Below are 24,821 nucleotides of genomic sequence, written 5' to 3'. Positions count from 1 at the left end.
ACGGGACCGGAACTCACTCTACGCACCGGGTGCTGCGAGCATGGGAAGGACGTCCCGGTACGGGGCGGAGACGAACTCGCTGTAACGGAGTGGTGGCGGAACATGGCTGAGCTCAGGTCGCGCAGGTCGGTCCTCGCGGTCCCCGGGTCCAACCCCCGGTTCATCGAGAAGGCGCGGGGGCTCGACGTGGACGCGTTCTTCCTCGACCTGGAGGACGCCGTCGCACCCCTGGCCAAGGCCGCCGCCCGCGAAACCGTCGTCGAGGCGCTCAACGAGGGCGGCTGGGGCGAGAAGATCCGTTCCGTACGGGTCAACGACATCACCACCGAGTGGTGCTACCGCGACGTCATCACCGTCGTGGAGGGCGCCGGGGCCCGGCTCGACGCCCTCGTACTGCCCAAGGTCACCGCCGCCCGCGACGTGCAGTGGCTCGACACCCTCCTCACCCAGATCGAACGCGCCCACGACCTGCCGGTGGGCCGGATCGGTATCGAGGCGCAGATCGAGGACGCGCGCGGACTCGTCGACGTCGACGCGATCGCCGGGGCCTCCCCGCGCGTGGAGACCCTGGTGTACGGGCCCGCGGACTTCATGGCCTCCATCAACATGAGGTCCCTGGTCGTGGGGGAACAGCCGCCCGGTTACGACGTCGGCGACGCCTACCACTACATCCTCATGCGCATCCTCATGGCGGCCCGTGCGCACGGTGTGCAGGCCATCGACGGCCCGTACCTGCAGATCAAGGACGTCGACGCGTTCCGCCGTTCGGCCGGGCGCACCGCCGCCCTGGGTTTCGACGGGAAATGGGTGCTGCACCCCTTGCAGGTGGAGGCCGCCAACGAGGTGTACGCACCCGGCCAGGACGACTACGACCACGCCGAGTTGATCCTGGACGCCTACGAGCACGCCACGACCGTGGACCGGCGCGGTGCGGTGATGCTGGGCGGGGAGATGCTCGACGAGGCCTCCCGGAAGATGGCGCTGGTCGTGGCCGGCAAGGGCCGTGCCGCCCGCATGGTGCGCACCAAGGAATTCACCCCTCCCGAGAACTGACCCGGAACACGCACACCCGGCTCTGACCTCCACCGGGATCTCGGTGAGCTCTTACCGGCCTCTCACCCGGATACGGCAGCATGGCGCCATGGAATCCACGTCCACCGTGCTCGTAGCCGACGACGACCGTGCCATCAGGGACTCCTTGGAACGCGCACTCCAACTGGAGGGCTACCGGGTACGGACGGCCGAGGACGGTGTGCGCACGCTCGCCGAAGTGCACGCCGAACCCGTCGACCTGCTGGTCCTCGACGTCATGATGCCGGGCGTGGACGGGCTCGGCGTGGCCAGGGTGCTGCGGGCCGAGAACGACCGCACCCCGATCCTCATGCTCACCGCTCGGGTGGAGACCTCCGACCGGGTGGCGGGGCTCGACGCGGGCGCCGACGACTACCTCGCCAAACCGTTCGAGCTCGAGGAACTGCTCGCCCGGCTGCGGGCCCTGCTCCGGCGGGCCACCCCCGCGACCGAGGCGGGCGAGGACGGGCCACTGGCCGTGCGTGGACTCCGTATCGATCCGCGGGCCCGCCGCGTCTGGCGCGACGACCGCGAGGTCGAGCTGTCCAAGACCGAGTTCGACCTCCTGGAACTGCTGGTGCGCAACGCCGGCATCGTCCTCGACCACACCACCATCTACGACCGGATCTGGGGTTACGACTTCGGCCCCGAATCGAAGAACCTCGCCGTCTACATCAGTTACCTGCGCCGCAAACTGGAGGACGACGGGTCACCGCTCATCCAGACCGTGCGCGGCGTCGGGTACACGATCCGACCCGAGGGGTGAGTCCCGTGACCGCTCCGGACACCCGACAGCCCGAGCACCACCGGACCGGTGTGCTGTTGAAGCCGCGCAGCTGGCGCCTGGGAACCCGATTCGCGGTCCTGTTCGCACTGGTCGCCGCAGTCACCATCGCCCTGGTGGGATCACTGGCCTACACCACGGCCGCGACACTGATCCGTACCGATGTGCAGAACGAGTTCGAGCGGACCGTCGGCGAGGTCGCCGACGCGGTCGTGGACCGTTACGAGCGCGACGGAGGGCTGGGGCCTTCCGGGGCGCTCATCGTCCCCGGCGGCCACTCCCAGGTGCAGTACCTGGGGCCGGACGGCAGCCGTACCGTGGCCGTCGCCGACCAGAGCACGACGGAGATCCTCAAGTTCCCGCCCGAACAACGGGACATGGACGTCGCGGGCTCCCGGACCCCCGGCGAGGTCGACATCCGAGAGGCGGAGGCCGACGAGCAGCGCCTGCGCGTGGCGACGGTCTCCCTCGGGGACGGAACCGGCGCCGTCCAGCTCGTGCAGCGCATCTCGCCCACCGAGGGCATCATCGACCGCCTGGCCACCCAGATCCTGTGGGTGGGACTGTTCGTGGCGCTGTGCGCGGCCGCGGTGGGCTGGCTGGTCGGCCACCGGATGACGGACCGGCTCGTGCGCCTGACCGACGCCGCCGAGTACGTGAGCTCCACCGGGCGCCTGGACCCGGTCGCCCCCGACGGCAACGGCGGAGAGACCCGCAACGGCGTCGGCGGCCACGACGAGGTCAGCCGGCTCGGGGACGCCTTCAACGCGATGCTCGCGCGCCTGACCCGCTCGAAGGAGGAACAGCGCAGCCTCGTCCAGGACGCCGCACACGAACTCCGCACGCCTCTGACCAGCCTGCACACCAACGTGCAGGTGCTCGGACACGCGGACCGCCTGACCCCGCCCGCGCGCGACCGGCTCATCGACGACCTCCAGGGGGAGACCCGTGAGCTGACCGGCCTGGTCAACGAGCTCGTCGGCCTGGCGACCGGCGACCACGAGGACGAGGACATGGTGTCCGTCCAACTCCGGCACGTGGCCGACCGTGTGGCCAAGCGGACCCGTCGGCGCACCGGCCGGGACATCGTGGTCGACGCCGACGACAGCGTGGTGTGGGGCCGGCCCGGGTCGTTGGAGCGCGCCCTTGCCAACCCCGTGGAGAACTCCGCGAAGTTCGACCCTGACGGGTCGCAGCCCATCGAGATCCGGGTGCGCGAGGGTGTCGTCGAGGTGCTCGACCGCGGGCCCGGGGTGGACCCCGGGGAGCTCGGCCGGGTCTTCGAGCGCTTCTACCGGGCCACGGAGGCCCGCGGGATGCCCGGTTCCGGCCTGGGGCTGTCGATGGTGAGCGAGATCGCCCGCGCCCACGGGGGCGACGTGTTCGCCCGCAACCGCGAGGGCGGCGGTTCGGTCATCGGCTTCTGGCTGCCGTTGTCCGCCCCGCCCGAGCCCTGACCACGGGCACCCGAGGAGAACGCTCGGCCATGTGAGGGGTTGAGCCTCATGCAGGTGCACGGTGCCGGGGAGTCTGCACGGTGCACGTGCTCTGGGGATCGGCTCTTTGTGTGGTTGGGCGTCCGGGTCTCTTGTGGCTCAGGAGACCTTGCACCGTGTACGTGCGCTGGGGTTCGGCCCTTGTGCGGACCTGGCCCCTGTGGGTGGGGGAGAGCATGAGCGAGGGACCCGGGTGTGGCGAAACCCGGGCCCCTCAGGTGGGCGAGTGAGAACCGGTAACCCGTCAGTCCTCTTCTTGCTCGCCCTCCTCGACACTCGCGCCGCTCTGTTCGCCGAGTGTCACCCGGACCTCTTCCTCGTCACCGTTGCCCCCGCGCAGGACCCCGAGGGAGATCTCGTCGCCGGCTTGGTTCGAGCGGATCTCCGCGATGAGCTGGTCGGGTGCATTGACCTCCCGGTCCTCCACGGCCACCACTACGTCGCCGGGCTCCAGACCGGCCTGGTCGGCGGCACCGCCGTCGCTGACCTCGACGATCTGCGCACCGCCCGCGAGGTTGCCGGAGACGGTCGCCTCGATCGCGGGGTAACTGGCGCTGCCGTCCTCGATGAGCTGTTCGGCGATGGGCTGCACCTGGTTGATCGGGATGGCGAAACCGAGCCCGACCGAGCCGCTCTCCTGGGAGACCCCGGCGATCGCGGTGTTGATGCCGACGACCTCGCCGGCCATGTTCACCAGCGGCCCCCCGGAATTTCCGGGGTTGATCGCCGCGTCGGTCTGGATCGCGTTGATCACCGTCGAGGTCTGCATGTTCTGGTTCTCGGACGCCCCCGTGTTGACGGGGCGGTCGAGCGCGCTGACGATACCGGTGGTCACCGTTCCGGAGAGCCCGAGCGGTGACCCGATCGCGATGACCTCGCCGCCGACGCCGACCTGGTCGGAGTCGCCGAGCTGTGCGGGGGTGAGCCCGCTCTGCCCTTCGGCCTGGATCACGGCGATGTCGGAGACCGGGTCCGCCCCGAGTATTTCGGCGCGGGCGCCTGAACCGTCGTTGAACATCACCTCGAGCTCTCCGCCTTCGGCTGCCTGCACCACGTGGGAGTTGGTGAGGATCTTGCCGTCGGAGGAGATGACGACGCCACTGCCTCCGCCGCCTGAGGCCTGGATGGAGACCACGCTCGGCAGGACCTGCTCGGCGACGTCGCCGGCCTCGCCCTCGGTGGCGGTGGATTCGCCCTCTTGCTCCAGGGAACTCACCGGGGACCCCAGCCCGCCGGAGAACAGGAACGCGCTCCCCACGGCGGCGACCGAGCCGACGACGAGGCTGGTGACCAGGGCGGTGATCGCCGCGACGGTGATCACATGGCCGGTGCGCCTGCGCGGCTCCTGGGGCGGGACGTGCCCCTGTGGATGGCCCGGACCGTAGGGCGGCATGCCCCCGGGCGGCTGCCCGTGGCCACCCATCCCGAAGGAGGCGGTCTCACCCGGGCCTCCGTGTCCCCCGGGAGGCGGGGCCTGCCCGCCCGAGCCCGCGTAGCCGCCCGCGAAACCCCCGCGATAGGCGGCGTAGGCGTCCTCGGGCCGACTGAACGAACCGGTGTCCCCGTGTCCGGTCGGCGGCTGCCATCCGGACGCGCCGGAGCCCCCGTGCCCGGCCGGCGGCTGCCATCCGGACGCGCCGGAACCCCCGTGTCCGGTCGGCGGCTGCCATCCGGACGCACCGCTGAACGGGCCGCCCGCCCCCGCAGGGGGCCCGCTCTGCTGCTCCGCGTGCGGGGCGAACCCGGGGCGCTCCTCGCCGCTGGGACCGGCAGCCCACCCGGGCGGCTGCTGCCACGGCGCGGAATCACCGGGTGTGGTGGGGATCCCGGGCGGGACAGGTGCGCCGGAATCCCCCGCTCCACCGGGCGCGGCGGAACCGCTCAGCTCCCCTTCGGACTCACCCTCGAAGAGTTCGTCCTCGAAGGAACGCCGCGACGCCTCCTCGGAGCCGCCCCCGCGGACCCCGGTGGTGCCGTCGTCGTCGGGGCGCGGTCCGTCCGCACCCTGCTCGGCCTGCTCATCGGCTTGCTCGACCCGCTCGGCCTGTACGGGCGCCTGGGGCTGTTCCGGGCTGTGCTCGTCGACCTGCCCGGCCCCGTCACGGGGGTCTTGTTCGGTTTCCCCTCGGTCGGCGGGCTCGGACGGACGCTGCTCGGGGCCCTCGTCCCCGGCCGCCTCGCCGGGCTCGTTTCCCTCGTGGGGTTCGTTGGGACTCAAACTCATCCTCCGACTGGCCGGACGGTGTCTACTGGTGGTGGTCGATGTCGGGAACCATCATGCTCCGGGTGGGTTAGAACCGGGTGAGAGGCCGATACAGCAGGGTTTCGAGTCCGGTCCGATCTCGGCGCCCCGCCGCCGGCCGGTCCCGCCCGTCGCTCCTTGTGACGGTCCGGCATCTCTGAGAACAACCCACCGTAATGTCCGGAAAAAACGATACCGTGCTGTCGCTGCTCACACATGGTGAAAGGCCTGACCTTGATCAATATCGTGCTCGCCGATGACGAACACCTCGTGCGCGGGGCCATCGCCGCCCTACTGGGCCTGGAGGGGGACCTGGAGGTGGTCGCCCAGGTCGGCCGCGGTGACCAGGTCGTGGACGCGGTCCATGAACACGGGGCACAGGTCGCCGTGCTCGACATCGAGATGCCGGGCGCGACGGGGTTGGAGACGGCCCAGCGGCTGCGCACGTCGGCGCCCGATTGCGGGATCGTCATCCTCACCAGTTTCGGGCGGCCCGGCTACCTGCGCCGGGCCCTTGCCGCCGGTGCCCGCGGCTTCCTCGCCAAGGACGCCCCGGTGGAGCAGCTGGCGGGGGCGATCCGCAAGGTCCACGAGGGCGGGCGTTACATCGACACAGAGCTCGCCGCGGCCGCGATGGCGGGTGGGGAGAGTCCCCTGACCGACCGTGAGACCGAGGTGCTGCGCGCGGCCTCCGACGGTGCATCGGTCTCCCGGACCGCCGCCCGCCTGCATCTGTCGGAGGGCACGGTCCGCAACTATCTGTCCAACGCCATCGGCAAGACGCAGACCGACAACCGGATGGCGGCGATCCGCACCGCGCAGGACATGGGCTGGCTCTGAGCCGCATGCTCGCGATCTGACCGCACCCCGTCTCTGCCGACCGGGTACCGGAAGCGACCCCGGTGTCCCGCACGTGAGAGATCCTGTGGTCGGATGAAGTCCCGCCCACCGCATACCACGCCCGAAGCCCCGGCCCCAGGAAGAAGGTCCCCGACGTGGCATCCTCCCCTTCCTCCTCCGGGGGCGGCACGGCCCAGCGCGGGTTCGCGCTGCTCGTGCTCGCGGGCGTCCTGTGGGGGACCGGCGGGCCCGCGGCGGCCGTTCTGCAGACCGATCACGGGCTCTCGAGCATGTCCGCGGCCGTCTACCGTCTGCTCATCGCCGGTGTGGTCATCACCCTCGTCCTCCTGCTCACGGGACGGCTCCACCGGCTGGCCTGGTCACGCCCGCTCGTGGGGCGCCTGGTCCTCAACGGCGTGCTGCACGCCGGCTTCCAACTGCTCTACTTCGCTTCCCTGGCCCTGATCCCGGTCGGACTCGCGACCCTGGTCAAGATCGGGAGTGTCCCGGTGTTCGTCACGGTCGGGGTCTGCTTGCTGGCCCGCCGCAGGCCCACGGTCGTACTCACGGTTCCGGTGGTGCTGGCGGTGGCGGGCCTGGCTCTGCTCGCCGGGTTCCCGAGCACCGGCGCCCCGCCCGCCCAGCTGGCGGCCGGCCTGGCGTGTGCGCTCGGCGCGGGCCTGACCTTCTCCGTGATGGGCCTGGTCAACCGCCGTCCGGTCGAGGGGCTGGATGCTCTCAGCAACGCGGGCCTGGGCATGCTCCTGGGCGGCCTGCTGCTCCTGCCGGGTGCGTTGGTGTTCGGTATGTCCGCGCCGGCGGAAGCGCCGGCGCTCGGTCTCCTGCTCTTCCTCGGACTCGTCCCGACGGTGCTCGCCTATCTGGCCTATTTCACGGGTCTGCGGACCGCGTCCGACACCGGCGTGGCCGTGGGAACCATCGCCGAACCGCTGACCGCGGCCCTGCTGTCGGCGGCGCTGCTGGGCGAGCAGATGACGGCGTTGGGCCTGGTGGGCGCGGTCGTCCTGGTGGTCTCGATGGGCGCAGAACCCGTGGTGCGCCGCGTGGAACGACGCCGGGTCCGCACATCCTGAACCGAGGTACCCCGAGGCGCCGTGAAACCCCACCACCCTCCCCGCGGGACGCAGGCGGGGCCGGTGCCGAAGCGGATTGCGGGGAGCCCCGGCCGGGCCACGCCCGACGCGAGGACGAACACCGCGTCTAGAGGAACCGCAGCACCAGCATCGCGGTGTCGTCCTTGCTCCCGCCGGGCGCGTACTCCTCCAGCTCCCGGTCGATGCGGCTGATGACCGCCTGGGCGCTCAGCCCCTGGGCGTGGCCGAAGATCTCCAGCAGGCCTTCCTCACCGAGCATGTCGTTGTTGTTGCGCCGCTCGGTGACCCCGTCGGTGACCGCGAGCACGAGCTCGCCCGGCCGCACCATGTACGTCTCGGTGGCGAACCCGACGTCGTCGAAGGCGCCCAGCAGCGGCTGCGAACCGCCGAACGTGGACGCCTCGCCCTTCTGGTTCAACCGCAACGGCAACGGGTGGCCGGCCGAGACCATACGGACCCGCATGCCGCCCTCGTCGTCGTAGTTGGGCGTCATCTCGCCGTAGAGCATCGTCAGGAACCTGGTGGAGATGCTCTCCTCCAGGATGGCCAGGTTCAGCCGGCTCATGATGTCGGCCGGTGCCAGGCCCTCCTTGGCCAGGGCGCGGAGCGTGTGACGGGCCAGGCCGGTGATGGCGGCCGCCTCCGGGCCGGTCCCGCACACGTCGCCGATGGCGAAGCACCACCGGCCCTCCTCGGCCTTGAACACGTCGTAGAAGTCGCCCCCGACCACGTTCTTCTCGTCGGCGGGCCGGTAGTACACGGCATGATCGACGCCGGGGATCACCGGCTCCTTCTCCTTGGCCGGGAGCAGGCTGCGCTGCAGTGCCTCGCTCATCGCGGCCTGGCGTTCGTGCAGGCGTGCGTTCTCCATCGCGGAGGCAACCCGGCGGCTGAGGTCGTCGGTGACGTCGATGTCCTCGCGGGTGAACTCGTCGCTGTCGTCCTTGCCGATGGTCATCCGTCCCAGGGGGCGTCCGTGCGCCACCAGGGGGACGCTGATCGCGGGGCTGCGGGCGAGGTCGCGCACGGACTGCTCGTCCAGGCCCTCGGCGGCCAGCTCGGCGGGGTTCCACAGTGCCTGCGGCACGCGCTGTTCACGCGGGGGCAGTGTGGTCAGCAGCGACCGGAGCGCGTCGTTGAGGTTCTCGTCGCTGTGCACCACGTGTGTCAGCTGGGAGAGCCCCAGGTCGTTGGTGGTGTGGATCGCGCACCAGCGGCCGAGCCGGGAGGTGATGAGCTGGGCGGCCAGCGCCCCGGTCATCCGTTCGTCGAGTGTGCCGGCGAGAAGGTCGCTGGCCTCGGCGAGGAAACTCAGGGAGGCGCGCCGGGCCAGCTCCACCTCGGCCAGACGGGAGCGTTCCACCGGCAGCGCAATGAGGTCGGCGCCCTCTTGCAGGCGTTTGGCGGCGACGTTGCCGAAGTGGCGGGTGCGGGTGGAGGCGACCCCGAGCAGCCCGGTGACACGGCCGTCCACGATGAGCGGCGCGGTCACCAGCGAACGCATGCCCGCACGGGCCAGGGCGCCCCGGTTGGCGCGGGCGATCATGAGGTCGTCGTTGATGGCGGGGCCCGGCTCGGGGGCGGCCGAGGGGAAGGCCTCCTCGGTCCGGATCCGGATCGGCTTCCACGGGGCGCCGTCCGGGGTGAGGCCGACGGCCGAGCGCACTTCCCACATCGTCTCGTCGGAGGTGGCCAACGCTATGTAGGCGGCATCCCCGCCCAGAGCACTGGTGGAGTGCTCGACGGTGCGCTCCAACAGCTGGGGCAGGCTCAGGCGCGACCCGAGTGCGGAGTCCAGCGCCGACCACGCACTGGGACGGGCGGGGCGCGAACCGCCCTTGCGTACCTGCGGGGACTGCAGGGACGGCTGTTCGCTGGGTTGGTCCTCGATACGGAACCACACGGCCTTGTCGCTGCGGCCGTAACTGACACCCCAGCTGGAGGCGATCGCGGAGGCCAGGGCCAGACCCAGGCCCCCGACCCGCTCCTCTCCGTCGGAGGGAGAGGCGTCCACGGACAGCGGCCCGGCCTGGGGAACGGGGCGCTCGGGTGCGGAATCGGTCACCATGATCTCGGTGGAGCCCTCCCCGCGGCGCACGGTCACTTCCAGGCTCGAGCGCGCGTGGATGACCGCGTTGGTGACGAGTTCGCTGACCAACAGGATCACGTCGTCGAACGGGTCGGGGACACCCCAGCTCAACAGGGTGTCGTGAACGAACTCACGGGCGGCCGCAGCGGTCTCCGAAGCAGCGGGGAACTCTCGTCGAGCAACCTTCAACGCGTCGTGTGGTGGCAAGCCGTCAGTGTCCTTCGTAGCCGGGCCATGGAGGGGGTATCACTGCCACGATACGCGGATGTGACCCCAGCGTGGTGGCCGTCCCCTGGTCCTGCGTGCGGACGAGTCTGCACAACTGGCCTGTGACGCTCGGCGTGGCCGGTTAGTGTAAGTCGACACATCCGTTTCTTTCGGGTGGTACTTCGCGCCGGTAGCGTGACGTGGTGCCACCGGGCTGCGCGAGGGCACGTTCGTGTCTTCCACCTCGCCGCGGGCCGGGCCTTGCCCTGCCTCGGGGCGGGTGTGGGGCCTTCTGTCCGGGGCCGGACGGGGACGGGTGACAGGCAGGTTGAGGAGGGGTCTGATGCCCGAGGCGGTCAAGGGACTGGCCGACGAACAGCTCGACGAGATTCTGCAGGCTCTGTACCGGATGCGTGACGGCGACTTCAGTGTGCGCCTGCGCAAACGCGGCAACGGCACGATCCGGGAGATCGCCTCCGTCTTCAACGAGGTGGTCGACCACAGTGAGCAACTCAACAGTGAGTTGCAACGTGTGGGCGAGGTCGTGCGCGAGGAGGGCCGACTCGGCGAGCGTGTCGCGGTCAATCCCGCCCGAGGAGCATGGGCCGAGAGCGCCCGTGCCGTCAACGACATGATGGACGAGGTCTCCGAGCCGGTCAGCGACGTCGCCGACGTCCTCGTCTCGGTCGCCGCCGGTGACCTGCGCCGCCGTGCCTCCACCGACGGGCGCCGCGGTGAGCTCAAGGGCGACCTGCTGCGCCTGGCCAACACCGTGAACCAGATGGCCGACCAGATGAGCGGCTTCACCGACGAGGTCACCCGTGTGGCCCGCGAGGTGGGTACCGAGGGCAAACTCGGCGGCACCGCCCGCGTCGACGGTGTCTCGGGTGCCTGGCGCGAGGTCACCGAGGCGGTCAACCAGATGTCGAGCCGCCTGACCGACCAGGTCCGCAACATCTCGCAGGTGACGACCGCGGTCGCACGCGGTGATCTGAGCAAGAAGATCACCATCGACGTCCAGGGCGAGATGCTCGAGCTGAAGGACACCGTCAACACGATGGTCGACCAGCTCTCCACGTTCGGTGACGAGGTCACCCGGGTGGCCCGCGAGGTGGGTACCGAGGGCAAACTCGGCGGCCGGGCGAACGTGCGCGGGGTCCAGGGCATCTGGAAGGACCTCACCGAGAACGTCAATTCGATGGCGGACAACCTGACCAACCAGGTGCGCGACATCTCACAGGTCACCACGGCGGTGGCCCGGGGCGAGCTCACCCAGAAGGTGCAGGTCGACGTGCAGGGCGAGATGCTCGCCCTCAAGAACACCGTGAACACCATGGTCGACCAGCTGGACTCCTTCGCCGACGAGGTCACCCGGGTGGCCCGCGAGGTCGGCTCCGAGGGCAAGCTGGGCGGCCGCGCCAACGTCAAGGGCGTGTCGGGGATCTGGAAGGACCTGACCGACAACGTCAATTCGATGGCCAACAGCCTCACCTACCAGGTCCGCAACATCTCGCAGGTGACGACCGCGGTCGCCGAGGGTGACCTGAGCAAGAAGATCACCGTGGACGCCCAGGGCGAGATGCTCGACCTGAAGGACACCATCAACAAGATGGTCGACCAGCTGGACTCCTTCGCCAGCGAGGTCACCAGGGTCGCCCGCGAGGTCGGGACCGAGGGCCAGCTGGGCGGTCAAGCACACGTGCGCGACGTCTCCGGGGTCTGGAAGGACCTCACCGAGAACGTCAATTCCATGGCGAACAACCTGACCTACCAGGTGCGGCAGATCTCCATGGTCACGCGCGCGGTGGCCGCCGGCGACCTGACCAAGAAGGTCACCGTCAACGCCAAGGGCGAGATCCTGGAGCTCAAGGACACCATCAACGTCATGGTGGACCAGCTCTCCGCGTTCGCCGACGAGGTCACCCGGGTGGCCCGCGAGGTGGGTACCGAGGGCCAGCTGGGCGGCCGTGCCGACGTGCGGGGCGTGCTCGGTATCTGGAAGGACCTGACCGACAACGTCAACTCGATGTCGCACAACCTCACCACGCAGGTGCGCAACATCTCCGAGGTCACCACCGCGGTCGCGGGCGGCGATCTCACCAAGAAGATCGACGTCAGCGCGCAGGGCGAGATCCTGGAGCTCAAGACCACCGTCAACACCATGGTCGACCAGCTCTCGGCCTTCGCCACGGAAGTCACCCGAGTGGCCTACGAGGTCGGCAACCAGGGCCAGCTGGGCGGCCAGGCCAAGGTCGAGGGCGTCTCCGGCACCTGGAAGCAGCTCACCGACAGCGTCAACGGCCTGGCGGGCAACCTGACCACACAGGTCCGGGCGATCGCGGCCGTGGCCAACGCCGTGGCCGAGGGCGACCTGACCCAGAACATCATGGTCGGCGCCCGCGGTGAGATGGAGGGGCTCAAGGACAACATCAACCTGATGGTGTCCAACCTGCGCGAGACCACCGAGACCCAGCGCGACGCCGACTGGCTCAAGTCCAACCTGAACCGCATCTCCGGGCATCTGCAGGGCCACCGCGACCTCAACGAGCTCTCGCGCCTCATCATGGAGGAGGTCACTCCCCTGATGAACGCCCAGCACGGCGCCTTCTACCTGCCCGCGGACATGGACAACCAGAAGACCTTCCGGTTCTTCGCCGGCTACGGCTTCGAACCGTCCGAGGGGCGCCGCACCCTCAAACGGGGCGTGGGACTGGCCGGACAGGCCGTCGAACAGCGCACCGAACTGCAGATCCACAACCTGCCGGAGGGCTACGTCGACGTGCACTCCGGTCTGGGAGGCGCGCAGCCGCAGTACCTGTTCATCCTCCCGGTCGTCTCCGAGGAACGCACCCTGGGCGTGCTGGAGTTCGCCTCCTACGACGAGTTCAAGGAGATCCACAAGAGTTTCCTGCGCCAGCTGGGGGCTCTGGTGGCCACCACCATCAACACGATCCTGGCCAACAGCCGCACGGAGATGCTGCTGGAACAGTCGCAGCAGATGGCCAACCAGCTGCGCGAGCGCTCCAACGAGCTCCAGCGCCAGCAGGAGGAGCTGCGCGGCAAGAACGCCGAGCTGCGGCAGAAGGCCACCCAGCTCGCCAACCAGAACCGCGCCATCGAGCTGCAGAACCAGCAGATCCAGCGCTCCAGGAACGCCCTGGAGGAGCGCGCCCACCAACTCCAGGTCTCCTCCAAGTACAAGTCGGAGTTCCTGGCGAACATGTCGCACGAGCTGCGCACACCGCTCAACAGCCTGCTGATCCTGGCCCGGTTGCTCGCCGACAACGGCGAGGAGAACCTGTCCGCCAAGCAGGTGGAGTTCGCCCAGACCATCCACAAGGCCGGCAGCGACCTGCTGTTGCTCATCGACGAGATCCTGGACCTGTCCAAAGTCGAAGCGGGCCGCGTCGAGGTGCAGCCCGCCGAGGTCTCCATCAGCCAGCTCGTCGACTACGTCGAGGCCACCTTCCGGCCGGTCACCGGCGACCAGGGCCTGGCCTTCACCGTTGACGTCTCACCCGACATCCCCGACTCCCTGTGGACCGACGAGCAGCGGCTCCAGCAGATCCTGCGCAACCTGCTGTCCAACGCCGTGAAGTTCACCCCGCAGGGCGAGGTCCGGCTGCTCATCGAACCCGCATGGGCGCTGGAGGACGCCGACCTCGACATGTTCGTGGAGAACGAGGAGGTCATCGCCTTCACCGTCGCCGACACCGGCGTCGGGATCCCCGAGGACAAGCTCCAAGCGGTCTTCGAGGCCTTCCACCAGGGTGACGGCGGTACCTCCCGCAGGTTCGGCGGCACCGGCCTGGGGCTGTCCATCAGCCAGAACTTCGCCCGGCTGCTCGGCGGGGAGATCCGCGTGCAGAGCGTGGCCAACCAGGGATCGACCTTCACGCTCCTGCTGCCCGTCCACGTGCCCGAGGACACCGCGGAGACCGAGGAGCGTCCGCTCATCACCCCGCCGGTGGCGATCGAACCGGTCCCGCACACCTCCCCCGAGCACGACCCGGAGGAGAGTCCCGGGACCGGGAGCGCGCCGGGTCCCGAGGAAGCCACCGGGGCCATGCCCGACGAGGAGTTCGACGACGCCATCCGGGCACTCACCGACATCGGCGAGAACGGTCCCCTCCCGACCGTCCCGGTACTCAAGACGGCCGAACAGGCCGAGACCGTCGAGGCCGAGGAGGAGAACACGCCCTCGTCGGTCGAGGCCCGCACCGACCCCGAGCGAAGGGCGGTACTCAGCGGCCGGAGGGTCCTCATCGTCGACGACGACGTGCGCAACGTCTTCGCGCTCACCAGCGCCCTGGAGGCACAGGGCCTGGAGGTCCTCTACGCGGACAACGGCCACGAGGGCATCGAACGGCTGGAGACCAACGAGGACATCTCCCTGGTGCTGATGGACGTGATGATGCCCGAGCTGGACGGCAACGCCACCACCAGGGCCATCCGGGACATGCCCCAGTTCGCCGACCTGCCCATCATCTCGTTGACGGCGAAGGCTCTGCAGGGCGACCGAGAGCGTAGTCTGGCCGCGGGTGCCACCGACTACGTGACCAAGCCGGTCGACCTCGACCACCTGCTGGACGTCATGCGACGCTGGCTCACGGCCGACCCCGCCGAGACACGCGCGGGTGTGGCCGCCGAGGACGCGGCGCTCCCCGACGGGGCCGGACCCACGGAGACCTCCGCGTCCGGCCGGAACAGCGCCACGACCGACGACGCCAGTGACGACACAGAGAGCCACGGGGACGGGTGAGACCGGCCGCAGCGGCAGAGACCCGAACGAAGACCTGGAGTAACGAGCAGTGACCCAGAAGGCCAACATCCTCCTCGTCGACGACCGCGACGAGAACCTGATCGCGCTGGAGGCGGCCCTCACCTCCCTCGACCAGAACCTGGTCAGGGCCAATTCCGGTGAGGAAGCGCTCAAGCACCTTCTGGGCACCGACTTCGCGGTCATCCTGCTGGACGTCATCATGCCCGGCATGGACGGATTCGAGACCGCCTCGCACATCAAGCAGCGCGAGAAGACCAAGGACGTGCCGATCATCTTCCTGACCGCTCAGGAGATCGACCGGCACCAGGTTTTCCGGGGCTACGCGTCCCGAGCGGTCGACTTCCTCCTCAAACCGTTCGACCCGTGGGTGCTGCGCTCCAAGGTCGAAGTGTTCGTGGAACTGCACCAGCTCCAGGCACAGATGCGCGAGCAGGCCCGCACCCTGCAGCGCGACCTCGGCCAGGAGACCGGAGAGCCCGGCAAGGTCCTGGCCGAACAGCTCGCGCAGCGCACCGGACAGGTGCAGGCCGATCTGGCGGCCGTCCGCGAACGTGTCCAGGACACCTACGGGGACAAGGACCGGGCCCTGGTGGAGGAGATCCACCGCCTCGACCGTTCCATCACCCGTCTGGGCACCCTCGTGGAGACCCTGCACGGGCCCGAGTAGAGGTGTGTCTGCTCCGGCCGGCTCCGCCCAACTCCGGCCTGGCCCGGGCTGAGTTCCGGCCGGGCCCTACGCGCGCGGCGGCAACGCCAGGCCGATGTGCTCGCCGATCTCCTCGATGAGCCCGAGGTCGGCCAGGCGGAAGCTGCTCCGGTTGCTGCGCCGGATCAACGTGAGCGTGCCGCGCACGCCCCGGCTCCCGCGCAGGGGCACCGACAGCAGCGATCCGGCGCCGATCAGGCCCAGCAGGGGAGCGCCGGCGCCGTCGTGGCCCAGGACCTCCTCGTCCTCGATGAGGGGATGGAGGAGCGACTCGCCCTCGGCCAACACCCGGCCGGGTACGTCGGTCTCCTCGGTCACTGCTTGCTCCACACTCGAGCGCAGATCGTCCGGCGCGTCGGCGGGACCGGCCACCGCGGCACGGCGGGCGCGAGCGGGTTCGGGCCGGTCGAGCACGTCGAGGACGACCCAGTCGGCATAGGAGTCGGCGAGCAGGTCGGCGATCTCGTCCAGGGCCAGGCCGGGACGGCGCAGCAGCAGGCGCGTCATCCGGGTGAGCACGTCCAAGCGGCGCGCGGCCAGCACCACGACCTGGTCCTCGACCTCGGGCTCCAGGGGAGCGGGTCCCTCGTCCTCGCTCCCGTGCATCGGCGGGGAGAGCGCCACCAGCACCAGCGGGTGCGGTTCGGTGGGCAGCTCCAACCGGGTCAGGGTCAGATGCACGTCCTCGGCCCACCCGCGCTGGGCGGTCCGGGTGTCCAGTGAGGCGGGTCCGTCCCCGCGCAGTACCGACGCCAACCAGGACCGCAGGGCGGCACGGTTGCGCAGGTCCACGAAGTGGGCGAAGGGTTTGCCCGCCAGGTAGCCGGGGGCGCCGCCGAGCTGGTCCGCCCCGGCGTTGTTGATGCGCCGGATGTACCCGTCCTGGTCGAGCAGGATGACGGGCACGGGCAGTTCGGAGAAGACCGCCCGCAGCAGGGCACGCTCGTCGCTGCCGCCCTCGCGGCGCTGTCCGGAACGGTTCGACAGGGCACCTGCGAGCTCGGACCCGGCGTCCTTGAGCAGGCGTTCGGCGTACTCCAGTTCGGCAAGTGATGCCTCTGCGGTGCTCCGTGCGTCGTCGGGATACATCGTGTGTGCGGAGCGCAGGGCCCGTACCCGCTCACCCAGGGCCGTGATCTCGCGTTGCAGCCCGGCCAGGTTCTCCGACACGCTCAGGTCTCCCGGTACTCGTAGGGGGCGGCGGAGCACCAGCACCCGCTGAGACGGACACCGGCACGTTGGTACGCCCTCCGACGTTAATGGATGTGTGGGCGGGTGGACGCCCGAGGTTACGGTTGATGCGTGGCCGGAACCCGGTGACACCGTGGCCCGTCCCACGACCGATGACCGTTTTCAGGAGGGGCCGGATGTGGTTCGAGCGCCTGGCCCGGGAGTTCAGGGAACTGGGGCACTCCGAGAGTACGACGGTCGAACGCGCTCTGGACCAGATCAGCCGCAGCACGGCCGCGAACGTGCCGGGATGTTCGGCGGCACTGGTGGTGGTCTGGCGCGAGGTCATGGGGCCGGACGGGTCGGTGCGGCATGTGGTCGCCGATTACGGGGCCTCACACGCGGACCTGTCCACCGCCCTGGAACAGCAGTACACCAGCGGCCAGGGGCCCGCGGTCGAGGCGGTGCGCCGGGTCCGTCCCGTGCAGGTGCGCGACCTCCTGCGCGAGCGGCACCGCTGGCCCCGGTACACGAGCACGGCGATCCAGTGCGGTGACCGCTCCTCCCTGACACAGTCCAGCCCGCTGCCGGGGGGAGAACGTGTACTGACCTTCGGCATGCACTCGGGCCGGGCCGAAACCTTCGATGAACAGACCCTGAACCCTTTGGCGGCCCTGCTCGCCGAACACGCGGCGGCCGCTCTGCACGCCGTGGACCGGCAGACCGACGCCGCGCGCGAGACCGCGCACATGCGCCGTGCGATGTCGGCCCGGACCGTTATCGATCAGGCCAAAGGCATCATCATGCACGCCCGGGGGTGCAGTCCCGACCAGGCCTTCGTGTCCCTGCGCGAGGTCGCGCAGCGCAACCGCAAGAAGGTCGTGGAGGTGGCCCGGGACCTGGTCGCCGAGAACTCGGCCGCCCGACGGCGTTAGGGCCCGTTCGGTGGATGCCTACCGAGTCCGCAGCGTGACCGGAGGAGGCAATGATGGTGCGGGGGCCGTCTCTCGACAAGGAGAACCGAGTGTGATGTCAAACATATCGATCCGCCGCGAGGGCGACATCGCCGTGGTCGTTCCCGTCGGGGAGATGGACGCGATCGCCTCACCGGAGCTCGCCGACGTCATCGACGGCCTGTTGGGTGAGCGGCCCGCGCGGGGGATCGTCGTCGACCTCGCGAAGGTGAGTTTCTGCGACTCCCGTTGCATCGGTGTGCTCGTGGCCGCTTACCGCCAGGCGCGCGACCTCGGTGTGGGCCTGCGCACGGCCGACCCCCAGCAGCAGGTCAACCGGCTCTTCGTGATCTCGGGCATCGACCAGATCATCCCCGTCGAAGCGACCGTGGACGAAGCCGTGGGGGCGCTCAGCGGCTGAGCCGGCTCTCCCGGGCGGAGGGCTCCGGCTCCGCGGAACGGTCGAGGAAGTGCAACCGGACCAGGGTGCCGCCCCTGTCCCCGCAGATCTCCAGGAAATCGCAGGTCTGGCGGGTGATCCACAGCCCGTATCCGCGGGACCGCACCCCGTCGGCGGGACGGTAGCCGGCCAGCGGATCGGTGAGCAGTCCGGCCTCGTCGAAGACCTCGCACACCCACCGGTCGTGGGAGCGCCACAACGAGACGCTGCCCTTGCCGGCCCCGTGCTCGAGCACGTTGGCGGCCAGCTCGTTGGCTGCCACGACCAACCCGTCGACCTGCAGCGGTTCCAGATCCAGCGATGAACCCAGGGTGGTCAGTTCACGGCGCAGGCGCGGCAGTGACTGTCCGATCTCCACACGGTGCACCGGCCCGGTGAGGGGGAGGGGCGCCGGCGTCCGGGAACGTGCACCGTGCGCGTCCGGCCCCAGATAGGCGTGGTTGGCACGCGGGCCGCCCGCACCGACCAGGACCGGGTGGGTGGTGTGCACGGTCGTACGCGCTGCCGCGGTCAGGGCGCAGGTGTCGTGCACACACAACAGGTCCAGGGCGGAACCGCCCAACGCCGTGGCCAGGACCGCCTCCAGGCGCCGCCATTCCCGGGGGGCCGGCTCGGGGCCGCGTGCGGTCGGGGGCTCGGCCACGACGGTGACGCGTTCGGGTGCGTGTGCGAGCACGATGCGGTGCAGCGCGGCGAGCATCCGCCCCGGAGCGTCGTAGAAGGTGTCCCGGTCGATGACACGGACCTCGCGTGCCACCTGGGGCGGCAGGGTGGCGAGAAGGCGGGCCGAACGGTGCGGCGCGACCGCGAGGACGGCAGGCCGCTCCGAGGCGACGGCGGCCCGCAACCGGCCGCCTGCCACCGCTCGGAACCGGTGTTCGTGGGCGAAGATCAGGCCCTGGTGCATGAAGGTCATGGTCGTGGCTTCGTCTCCGGCTTCCGGGCACCCGGGTTCGGGCGCCCCCGTCCGGGATGTACCCGGAACGGACCGCTCTTCCCGGGCCGCAGCCCGGGAAGACGGAACCGGTCGGGCAGGGAGCCGTCCATGTCAGGGGGTGGAACCGGAAAGTGCCAGGTCGTCGTGCTCGCCCTCGTCCCCGCGGCCGTCGGAGGTCCTGGGGCGGGCCCGCTCGTAGGCCAGCTCCGTCTCGATCGCGATCCGTGTCCACGGGAAACGGGAACGGGCCCGGTCGCCCCCGGCGATCCCGTAGGCCGTGCTCATGGTGGGGGTGTTGAGGACGGTGCGCACCGCGCGCACGACCTCCTCCGGGCGACCGAACCGCATGAGCACCCCGCTCGTCCGGTGCAGCACCGCCTCGGGCACCGCACCGGTCGCGGTGGCCACGACCGGAAGACCGCACGCCATGGCCTCCAGGACCCCGCCTCCGTAGGGGTCGTAGGAGGCCGCTGAGACGTAGAGGTCGGCCGAACGCAGCAGTCGGGGGAGCTCCTTGCGCTCCATCGGTCCGGTCAGGTGCACCCGGTCGTCGACCCCGGCCTCCTTGGCCATGAGCTCCAGCCGCCGGGCGTCGGCGTCCAGGGCGACGTCGCGGTCGCCGGCGGTCGAGACCAGCACCAGCTCGCACTCGGGCAGGTGGACCATGGCCCGTACGAGCCGTCCGGCGCCACCGCCCTCGCTCAGCGCGGTGACCGACACCAGCCGGGTCCGCTCCTCGCGGCGGCTGTTCCACGGTTCGGTCGCGGAGCTGCCCTCGACACTGAAGTGGTCGGGGTCGACGCCGAAGGGCACCACGCTCATGTGGTGGCGGGAGACCCCGAGACGGGACAGTTCGACCTGTTGGTCGGTGGACCCCACGAGCACGTGGTCTGCGCGCGAGGCCAGAACCGCCTCCATGCGCACCCGCTCGGGTTGTTCGGGCAGGCCCGCGCGCTGCTCGCTCGCGTTGAGGGAGTGGAAGGTCTGCACGAGGGGGACCCCGCTCTGGTCCCGGTCGCTGTGCGCCTGGGCGTGGAGGGCGGCCAGGCCGCTGGTCCATTCCACTGCGTGCAGGACGTCCGGGCCGTCCTCGTCCAGGGCCCCGGCCAGGGCGGTGCCGAACTCTCCGGTGTGCTGGGCCTCCTCGTCGGCCTTCAGAACACGGGACGGCCCGGCGTCCAGGTAGGTGACCGAGACACCGCGCGACATGCGGGTGCGTCCGGTGGGTTGGTCGGGATCGCTGCGGCGGGAGTAGACGGTGACCCGGTGGCCGCGTTTGGCGAGCTGCCGCGACAGGGCGCACGCGTGCAGGCTCGCCGGGCACGCAGGTTCACCCCGGTGGGCGGGCAAGGGGTTGGCGTGTTCGGCGATCAGGGCGATCTTCACTGGAATGGCTCCTTGGACACGGGTTGGGGTCGGTGTCCTGCATCGGTGGCCGCCCAGTGAACCCCGGAGCGGGGGGCAGGGTCCGCTGGGCGGTCGGACTGTGTTCGGCCGGAACGTCGGTGGCTGGACCGGCCGAGGGTCACGGGGAGGGCGAACACGGCGCCGCGCGCCCGTGCATGCGTACGTGCGGGGGCGGGAGCGTGTGCACGGCGGAGTGAGACGTGCGGGCAGGGCGCACGTGCGGTTCCGTGGAGGAGGAAGAAAGAGGGAAGGGCAGACGCATACTCGGATCACACCAAACGACCGTCGAAGAGAGGCCTACGGGCGCACGCGTGGCGGTGCGGATCGGGCCGGTCGTGTGTGTCTGCGTCTTAGACACCCAACGCTTCGATTCTGCCAGAGGTTCGTGAGGGCGACAACGTGAGACCGGGCTCACTCATGGCCCGAACCCAGCTTCGGGACTGTCCGTAATCCGATTCGGGCCTGTAACCAGGGTGAACCCGGCGCAAGGACCGATGCCCTCTGCCAGGAGGTCCCGCGCACCGTTACTGTCGGAACGGACCTGCGACGTCCGGTCGGTGTCCGGTGCCCCATTTCTGGGCGCGGAATACTGGGTGGGAACTGCGTATCCGGGTGTTTTCCGCCATGATGTACGCGGATTTTGACCGACTCCGCCGGTAGCTCGGTACGGTTGCAGAATCCAGACGTTGAACGGGACTCGACCAATGGTCCGGCACCACGTGCCGGGCAACCGGCCACGGCCGACGAAACGGAGGAAGGGCGTATGGGTGTCGCTGGTGGGGAAGTCATTGTCACCGCCCTCACGCACCGGGGCGCGGTCCGCCCTGCCAACGAGGACGCCGTCGTCATGGGTGCTCTCACCGTCGCCGGCGCGAACATGACCTCGCCCGTGCGGTGCGTTCTCCCCGTCGGTGAGCCCGTCATCCTCGCGGTGGCCGACGGCATCGGCGGTCAAGCGGCCGGAGAGATCGCCTCCGAGCACGCCGTGCACCGCATGGCCGAGGTGGGGGCACGTCTGGAGGGCCCCGACCACGTCGCCCAGATCCTCGGCAACATCGACGAGGAGATCAAGGACCACGCCAAACAGCACACCGAGTTCTCCGGCATGGGGACCACGGTCGCGGGTGTGCTCCTCAACGGTGACGGCAACTTCTGGTTCAACGTCGGTGACTCCCGCACCTACCGGGTCGAGGGTGGGCGGCTGCGCCAGCTCAGCGAGGACGACTCCCCGGCGCTGCCCCCTTCCGGGGACGGGCGTCCGGTCACCACGAACTTCATCACGCAGTCCCTGGGCGGTAGCTCGGGCGGCACGATGGTCCCCCATGTGGGCCGGGACGAGGCCCCTGACCCCAGCACCTGGCTGATGTGCAGCGACGGCCTGTCCGATCTGGTCTCCACCGATGAGATGGAGCGCATGATGGCCGAGGCCGGCAGCGACGAGGCCGCCGTGCACGCCCTGTGGCAGGCGGCCATGGAGGGCGGCGGCAAAGACAACATCAGCATCATGCTCGCGCGCCGCGTCTGACGGCGGCTCCGCGCATGCGGAAGGCCCGGACCCCTGGAAACCGCCGAAGGGGTCCGGGCCTTCCTGTGTCCTCAGGGCCGGTGCGCCGCTACTGCGTGCTCTTGCGCACGCGCACGGCGACCAGGACGACCGCGGCCAGCGCCACGACGGCGACGGCGACGATGATGCCGACGGTCGTGCCGGAGATCCCGCCCTCGTCGGCGGCCTCCTCCGTGGCGGTGTCCTCGGCGGCGTCGCCGGTGTCCTCCTCCTGGGCGTCCTCGCCGGCCTCCGGCTCTTCCTCGGGTGCGGCGTCGGCCACGGCCTCCTCCGGGACGGTGAAGGTCAGGCTCTCCTGGATCGGGTGCCCGTCGGAGGAGACGACGCGGAAGCCGATGGTGTAGTCGCCCGCCTGGTCCAGGGGCTCGAGCTCGGTGCTGACCTCGTTGCCGTCGAAGACCAGGTCGCCGGTCTCGTAGGTGGTCTCCTCGTCCGGCCCGGTCACGGAGACGGCGTTGCCGTCCCCGGTCTCCAGAGGCTCGTTGTTGAAGGTCAGTACGACCTCTTCGGGCGCGGCCTCCAGGGTCTCGCCGTCCTCGGGGGTGGAGCCGGTGAGCACGTCGTGCGCCAGCGCGGGGGAGGGGGCCAGCGCGAGGGCGGCAGCGGTGAACGGGGCGAGGGCCAGTGCGGCTGTACGGACCGCGGGGTTCTGGGTGGTCATCTTCCTTCTCTCAGGTTCGGTTCACGGCCGGATCGCGGGGGTGCGGTCCGGTTCGGCACGGGAGGCCCGAGCGGGCGGCCCTCGTGGTCCGTGTGTGGAGAGATCGACCGTGGAGAGAGGGGCGTTCGGGGGGAGGGGAAGGGCGATGGGCCGGGGCACGACCGGGATCCGGGGACCCGGACCGTGCGGCAGCCATCGTGTGAGCAGGGAGGCCAGGGCCCACAGGGCGGCTTCCCCGTGTGCGAGCAGCGCGGCGGCCAGCAGGGCGGCCCACAGGTGGGCGAACAGCATCCCCGGCGCGAAACCCAGCACGTGCGCGAGCACGCTGTGGCCGCTGTGGTCGGTGCCGTGGTGGAGGAGCTCGTGGTCGGGGCCTCCCGAGCCCTGCAGGATCAGGTGGATGCCGACCTGGGCGGCGGCCAGGACCGCGAAGATGTCGCCCATCCCGCGCATCCTGCGGGTGAAGAACAACAGGACGGGGAACAGGAAAGCGGTCGCGGCGAGGAAACCGCCGGTGGAGGCGGGGTCGGGGGCCCAGAGGTTGTGTCCGCCGTAGGCGAGCCCTGTGGACGCGCCGGCGAGGAAAGCCGTACGCAGCGCGTGGAGTGTGCCGTGGGCGGGTCGCACGTGATCGAACCTAGGCAATGCCCTGTGCTGCCGCAAGAGCCCTCGGAGGAGGGACGAGGGCAGTGCAGGCGGTGAATGCGGGCCGCCGGGTGGTTTTCGCACCCGGCGGCCCGTGCCGTCGTGTCAGCTCGCCGGAGCCAGCTCGAGCCGCATGTAGCGGCGTTCCTCGGGGGTGGTACCACCCCAGACGCCGTGCGCCTCTCCGGCTCGCAGGGCCCACCGCAGGCACTCTTGGCGAACAGTACAGCTGCGGCAGACGGCGACGGCCTGTTCGGTGTCGGCCTGACCGATTCCGGTGGTGCTGACGGGAAAGAAGATCTCGGGGTCGTAGGAGCGGCAATTGCCCTGTGCGACCCAGTCCTCGCTGTCGTGGTACAGGCGGTTCATGGGACGCCTCCGATCCGTCGTGCTGATCCTGGCCCGTGCCGGGGATCCACGGTGGGCGCAGAGAAGAGTTGTGGTCGCCGGGAGGCCCCAGGACCTCCGCAGCGTTGCGACCAATTGTAGTACTACATGGGGTCGTACTACATGAAGTCTGCTCGAAAGTCGGCGTGAGGGCAAGGACCTGTGGCGCCGGGCCGAGTGGCATGACCCTCAGGGGAAGAGGCGGGGTCGCCGCGCGCCGGGAGGGGCGCGAGAGATGGAAGGCCCCTGGTGGTGGGGGGTTTCGTGCGCCGAACCCCTGCGCTGTTACCTCTGTGTGATGTACGCTTCAAGTCCTCGGGGTGTTATGTCCCCAGGTTCCCACCGTATTGATGTGACTTAATGCACGCCTGAACTGTCTCCTCGAGGCCCTATGTTTGACCGTGGCGCGCGCTGTCGAGCCGTGACGCTCTGTGCCGGGAGCGGGGCGTGCGGGCCCGGCGTGAAACCCGAGAGTCCCTGGTGGGCAAGGGAAGGAGCGCACCGTCGCCCCTCCGCCCCGGCGGGCCCCGAGTGCCGAGGGTGAACCCGGAAAGCTGCCAAATAGACTAGCCATACCCGTTTCTGAAGTGGCCAAACATCTCCGAACGCGCGGTCTGAAACCTACTCGGTAATCGTTGGCTAAGTTCGATCGACGTGCCACATCAACGAACTGACCTCCAAGCACGCGACCGGACCGACGACGGGGCCACGGGCTCTGAGGCCACAGGGGCCGCGGGCCTGGGGGCCGTGCGCTTGTCGCACCCGTCCCCGGGGGACGGGCCGCACATGTGGCGGCTGGCGGGCGAGACGGGAATGGACGTCAACTCCCCGTACTCCTACACGCTCTGGTGCCGGGACTTCTCCCGTTCCAGCGTCGTCGCCCGCGACGACGAGGGCCGGGTGGCCGCCTACGTCACCGGATTCGTGCGTCCCGACAGCCCGGACACGTATTTCCTCTGGCAGGTCGCCGTGGACTCCGCGTACCGCGGACAGCGGCTGGCCCGCCGGATGCTCGACTTCATCGGCGACGCGATCGCCGACCAGGGCCTGCGCTATCTCGAAGCGACCGTGACTCCGGACAACTCGGCCTCCCGGGCGCTGTTCGGTTCCTTCGCCAGGGACAGGGGGGCCGAGGCCGTATGGAGCCCGCTCTTCGGGGAGGAGCACTTCCCGAAGGACGGCACTCCGCACGAGCCGGAGGACCTCGTCCGTATCGGACCCCTCGGGGCCCGGCCGAGTCAAGAAGCGTGACGACCATCCGCACCGGATCGACCGATCCTGTACCGCCCCGTCGTCCAAGCCAT

General features: G+C 70.1%; 19 protein-coding genes. 11 read left to right on the top strand and 8 right to left on the bottom strand.

Annotated features, from left to right (window positions below; all coding sequences use genetic code 11):
* Positions 1 to 102 precede the first annotated feature (102 nt).
* The 3 genes from D473_RS0116400 to D473_RS0116390 all read left to right on the top strand — a co-directional run bounded on the left by D473_RS0116400 (position 103) and on the right by D473_RS0116390 (position 3,312).
* Positions 103 to 1,053 (top strand): HpcH/HpaI aldolase/citrate lyase family protein, encoded by a 951-nt coding sequence (locus D473_RS0116400; protein WP_017610143.1) that lies wholly within the window; start codon positions 103 to 105, stop codon positions 1,051 to 1,053.
* Between the two features lie 88 nt (positions 1,054 to 1,141).
* Positions 1,142 to 1,837, top strand: coding sequence for a response regulator transcription factor (locus D473_RS0116395; RefSeq protein WP_017610142.1), 696 nt, complete (start codon positions 1,142 to 1,144; stop codon positions 1,835 to 1,837).
* Positions 1,838 to 1,842: 5 nt separating this feature from the next.
* Positions 1,843 to 3,312, top strand: coding sequence for a sensor histidine kinase (locus D473_RS0116390; protein WP_017610141.1), 1,470 nt, complete (start codon positions 1,843 to 1,845; stop codon positions 3,310 to 3,312).
* Positions 3,313 to 3,595: 283 nt separating this feature from the next.
* Here D473_RS0116390 and D473_RS0116385 read toward each other — a convergent pair whose 3' ends face one another.
* On the bottom strand, positions 3,596 to 5,569 hold the full coding sequence (locus D473_RS0116385) for a trypsin-like peptidase domain-containing protein (protein ID WP_017610140.1): 1,974 nt from the start codon (positions 5,567 to 5,569) through the stop codon (positions 3,596 to 3,598).
* Between the two features lie 258 nt (positions 5,570 to 5,827).
* Here D473_RS0116385 and D473_RS0116380 point away from each other — a divergent pair, with 258 nt between their 5' ends.
* Both D473_RS0116380 and D473_RS0116375 read left to right on the top strand, forming a co-directional pair.
* Positions 5,828 to 6,433: a response regulator transcription factor gene (locus D473_RS0116380; protein ID WP_026127029.1), complete on the top strand. Its 606-nt coding sequence runs from the start codon at positions 5,828 to 5,830 to the stop codon at positions 6,431 to 6,433.
* 155 nt (positions 6,434 to 6,588) lie between these two features.
* Positions 6,589 to 7,527, top strand: coding sequence for an EamA family transporter (locus D473_RS0116375; RefSeq protein ID WP_017610138.1), 939 nt, complete (start codon positions 6,589 to 6,591; stop codon positions 7,525 to 7,527).
* A gap of 127 nt (positions 7,528 to 7,654) precedes the next feature.
* Here D473_RS0116375 and D473_RS0116370 read toward each other — a convergent pair whose 3' ends face one another.
* On the bottom strand, positions 7,655 to 9,826 hold the full coding sequence (locus D473_RS0116370) for a SpoIIE family protein phosphatase (RefSeq protein ID WP_017610137.1): 2,172 nt from the start codon (positions 9,824 to 9,826) through the stop codon (positions 7,655 to 7,657).
* A gap of 361 nt (positions 9,827 to 10,187) precedes the next feature.
* Between D473_RS0116370 and D473_RS24970 the strand changes: the two genes are divergently transcribed.
* Both D473_RS24970 and D473_RS0116360 read left to right on the top strand, forming a co-directional pair.
* Positions 10,188 to 14,606, top strand: coding sequence for a HAMP domain-containing protein (locus tag D473_RS24970; RefSeq protein ID WP_017610136.1), 4,419 nt, complete (start codon positions 10,188 to 10,190; stop codon positions 14,604 to 14,606).
* A 49-nt stretch (positions 14,607 to 14,655) separates the two neighbouring features.
* Complete coding sequence (locus D473_RS0116360; protein ID WP_017610135.1) at positions 14,656 to 15,294, top strand: response regulator; 639 nt, start codon at positions 14,656 to 14,658, stop codon at positions 15,292 to 15,294.
* A gap of 66 nt (positions 15,295 to 15,360) precedes the next feature.
* Here the strand turns inward: D473_RS0116360 and D473_RS0116355 are convergent, their stop codons facing one another.
* On the bottom strand, positions 15,361 to 16,503 hold the full coding sequence (locus D473_RS0116355; protein ID WP_017610134.1) for a GAF domain-containing protein: 1,143 nt from the start codon (positions 16,501 to 16,503) through the stop codon (positions 15,361 to 15,363).
* A 197-nt stretch (positions 16,504 to 16,700) separates the two neighbouring features.
* On the opposite strand from D473_RS0116355, the gene D473_RS0116350 reads away from it, so the two are divergent.
* Positions 16,701 to 17,438, top strand: a complete 738-nt coding sequence (locus D473_RS0116350) for an ANTAR domain-containing response regulator (protein ID WP_017610133.1) — start codon at positions 16,701 to 16,703, stop codon at positions 17,436 to 17,438.
* 94 nt (positions 17,439 to 17,532) lie between these two features.
* Complete coding sequence (locus D473_RS0116340; RefSeq protein ID WP_017610132.1) at positions 17,533 to 17,877, top strand: STAS domain-containing protein; 345 nt, start codon at positions 17,533 to 17,535, stop codon at positions 17,875 to 17,877.
* On the opposite strand, the gene D473_RS0116335 is transcribed toward D473_RS0116340, so the two are convergent.
* Positions 17,867 to 18,832, bottom strand: a complete 966-nt coding sequence (locus D473_RS0116335) for an anti-sigma factor RsbA family regulatory protein (protein ID WP_017610131.1) — start codon at positions 18,830 to 18,832, stop codon at positions 17,867 to 17,869. The genes D473_RS0116340 and D473_RS0116335 overlap by 11 nt on opposite strands.
* 132 nt (positions 18,833 to 18,964) lie before the next feature.
* Positions 18,965 to 20,239 (bottom strand): glycosyltransferase, encoded by a 1,275-nt coding sequence (locus D473_RS0116330; protein WP_017610130.1) that lies wholly within the window; start codon positions 20,237 to 20,239, stop codon positions 18,965 to 18,967.
* 784 nt (positions 20,240 to 21,023) lie between these two features.
* Between D473_RS0116330 and D473_RS0116325 the strand changes: the two genes are divergently transcribed.
* Positions 21,024 to 21,785 (top strand): PP2C family protein-serine/threonine phosphatase, encoded by a 762-nt coding sequence (locus D473_RS0116325; protein WP_017610129.1) that lies wholly within the window; start codon positions 21,024 to 21,026, stop codon positions 21,783 to 21,785.
* Positions 21,786 to 21,873: 88 nt separating this feature from the next.
* Here D473_RS0116325 and D473_RS0116320 read toward each other — a convergent pair whose 3' ends face one another.
* From D473_RS0116320 to D473_RS0116310, 3 genes are all read right to left on the bottom strand, one after another.
* Complete coding sequence (locus D473_RS0116320) at positions 21,874 to 22,485, bottom strand: copper resistance CopC family protein (protein ID WP_017610128.1); 612 nt, start codon at positions 22,483 to 22,485, stop codon at positions 21,874 to 21,876.
* Between the two features lie 21 nt (positions 22,486 to 22,506).
* Positions 22,507 to 23,112 carry a hypothetical protein gene (locus tag D473_RS0116315; protein ID WP_017610127.1) on the bottom strand — a complete coding sequence of 202 codons (606 nt, stop codon included), beginning with the start codon at positions 23,110 to 23,112 and terminating at the stop codon, positions 22,507 to 22,509.
* A 123-nt stretch (positions 23,113 to 23,235) separates the two neighbouring features.
* Positions 23,236 to 23,499, bottom strand: coding sequence for a WhiB family transcriptional regulator (locus D473_RS0116310; protein WP_017576025.1), 264 nt, complete (start codon positions 23,497 to 23,499; stop codon positions 23,236 to 23,238).
* Positions 23,500 to 24,264: 765 nt separating this feature from the next.
* Between D473_RS0116310 and ectA the strand changes: the two genes are divergently transcribed.
* A complete protein-coding gene (gene ectA, locus D473_RS0116305) occupies positions 24,265 to 24,768 on the top strand; it encodes a diaminobutyrate acetyltransferase (protein WP_083918029.1) in 504 nt (167 codons plus the stop codon).
* Positions 24,769 to 24,821 lie beyond the last annotated feature (53 nt).

This window comes from Nocardiopsis xinjiangensis YIM 90004 (assembly GCF_000341145.1).
GTDB lineage: Bacteria > Actinomycetota > Actinomycetes > Streptosporangiales > Streptosporangiaceae > Nocardiopsis > Nocardiopsis xinjiangensis.
The sequence above is the reverse complement of the archived record's forward strand: the minus strand, read 5'-3'. Positions and strand labels throughout refer to the sequence as shown.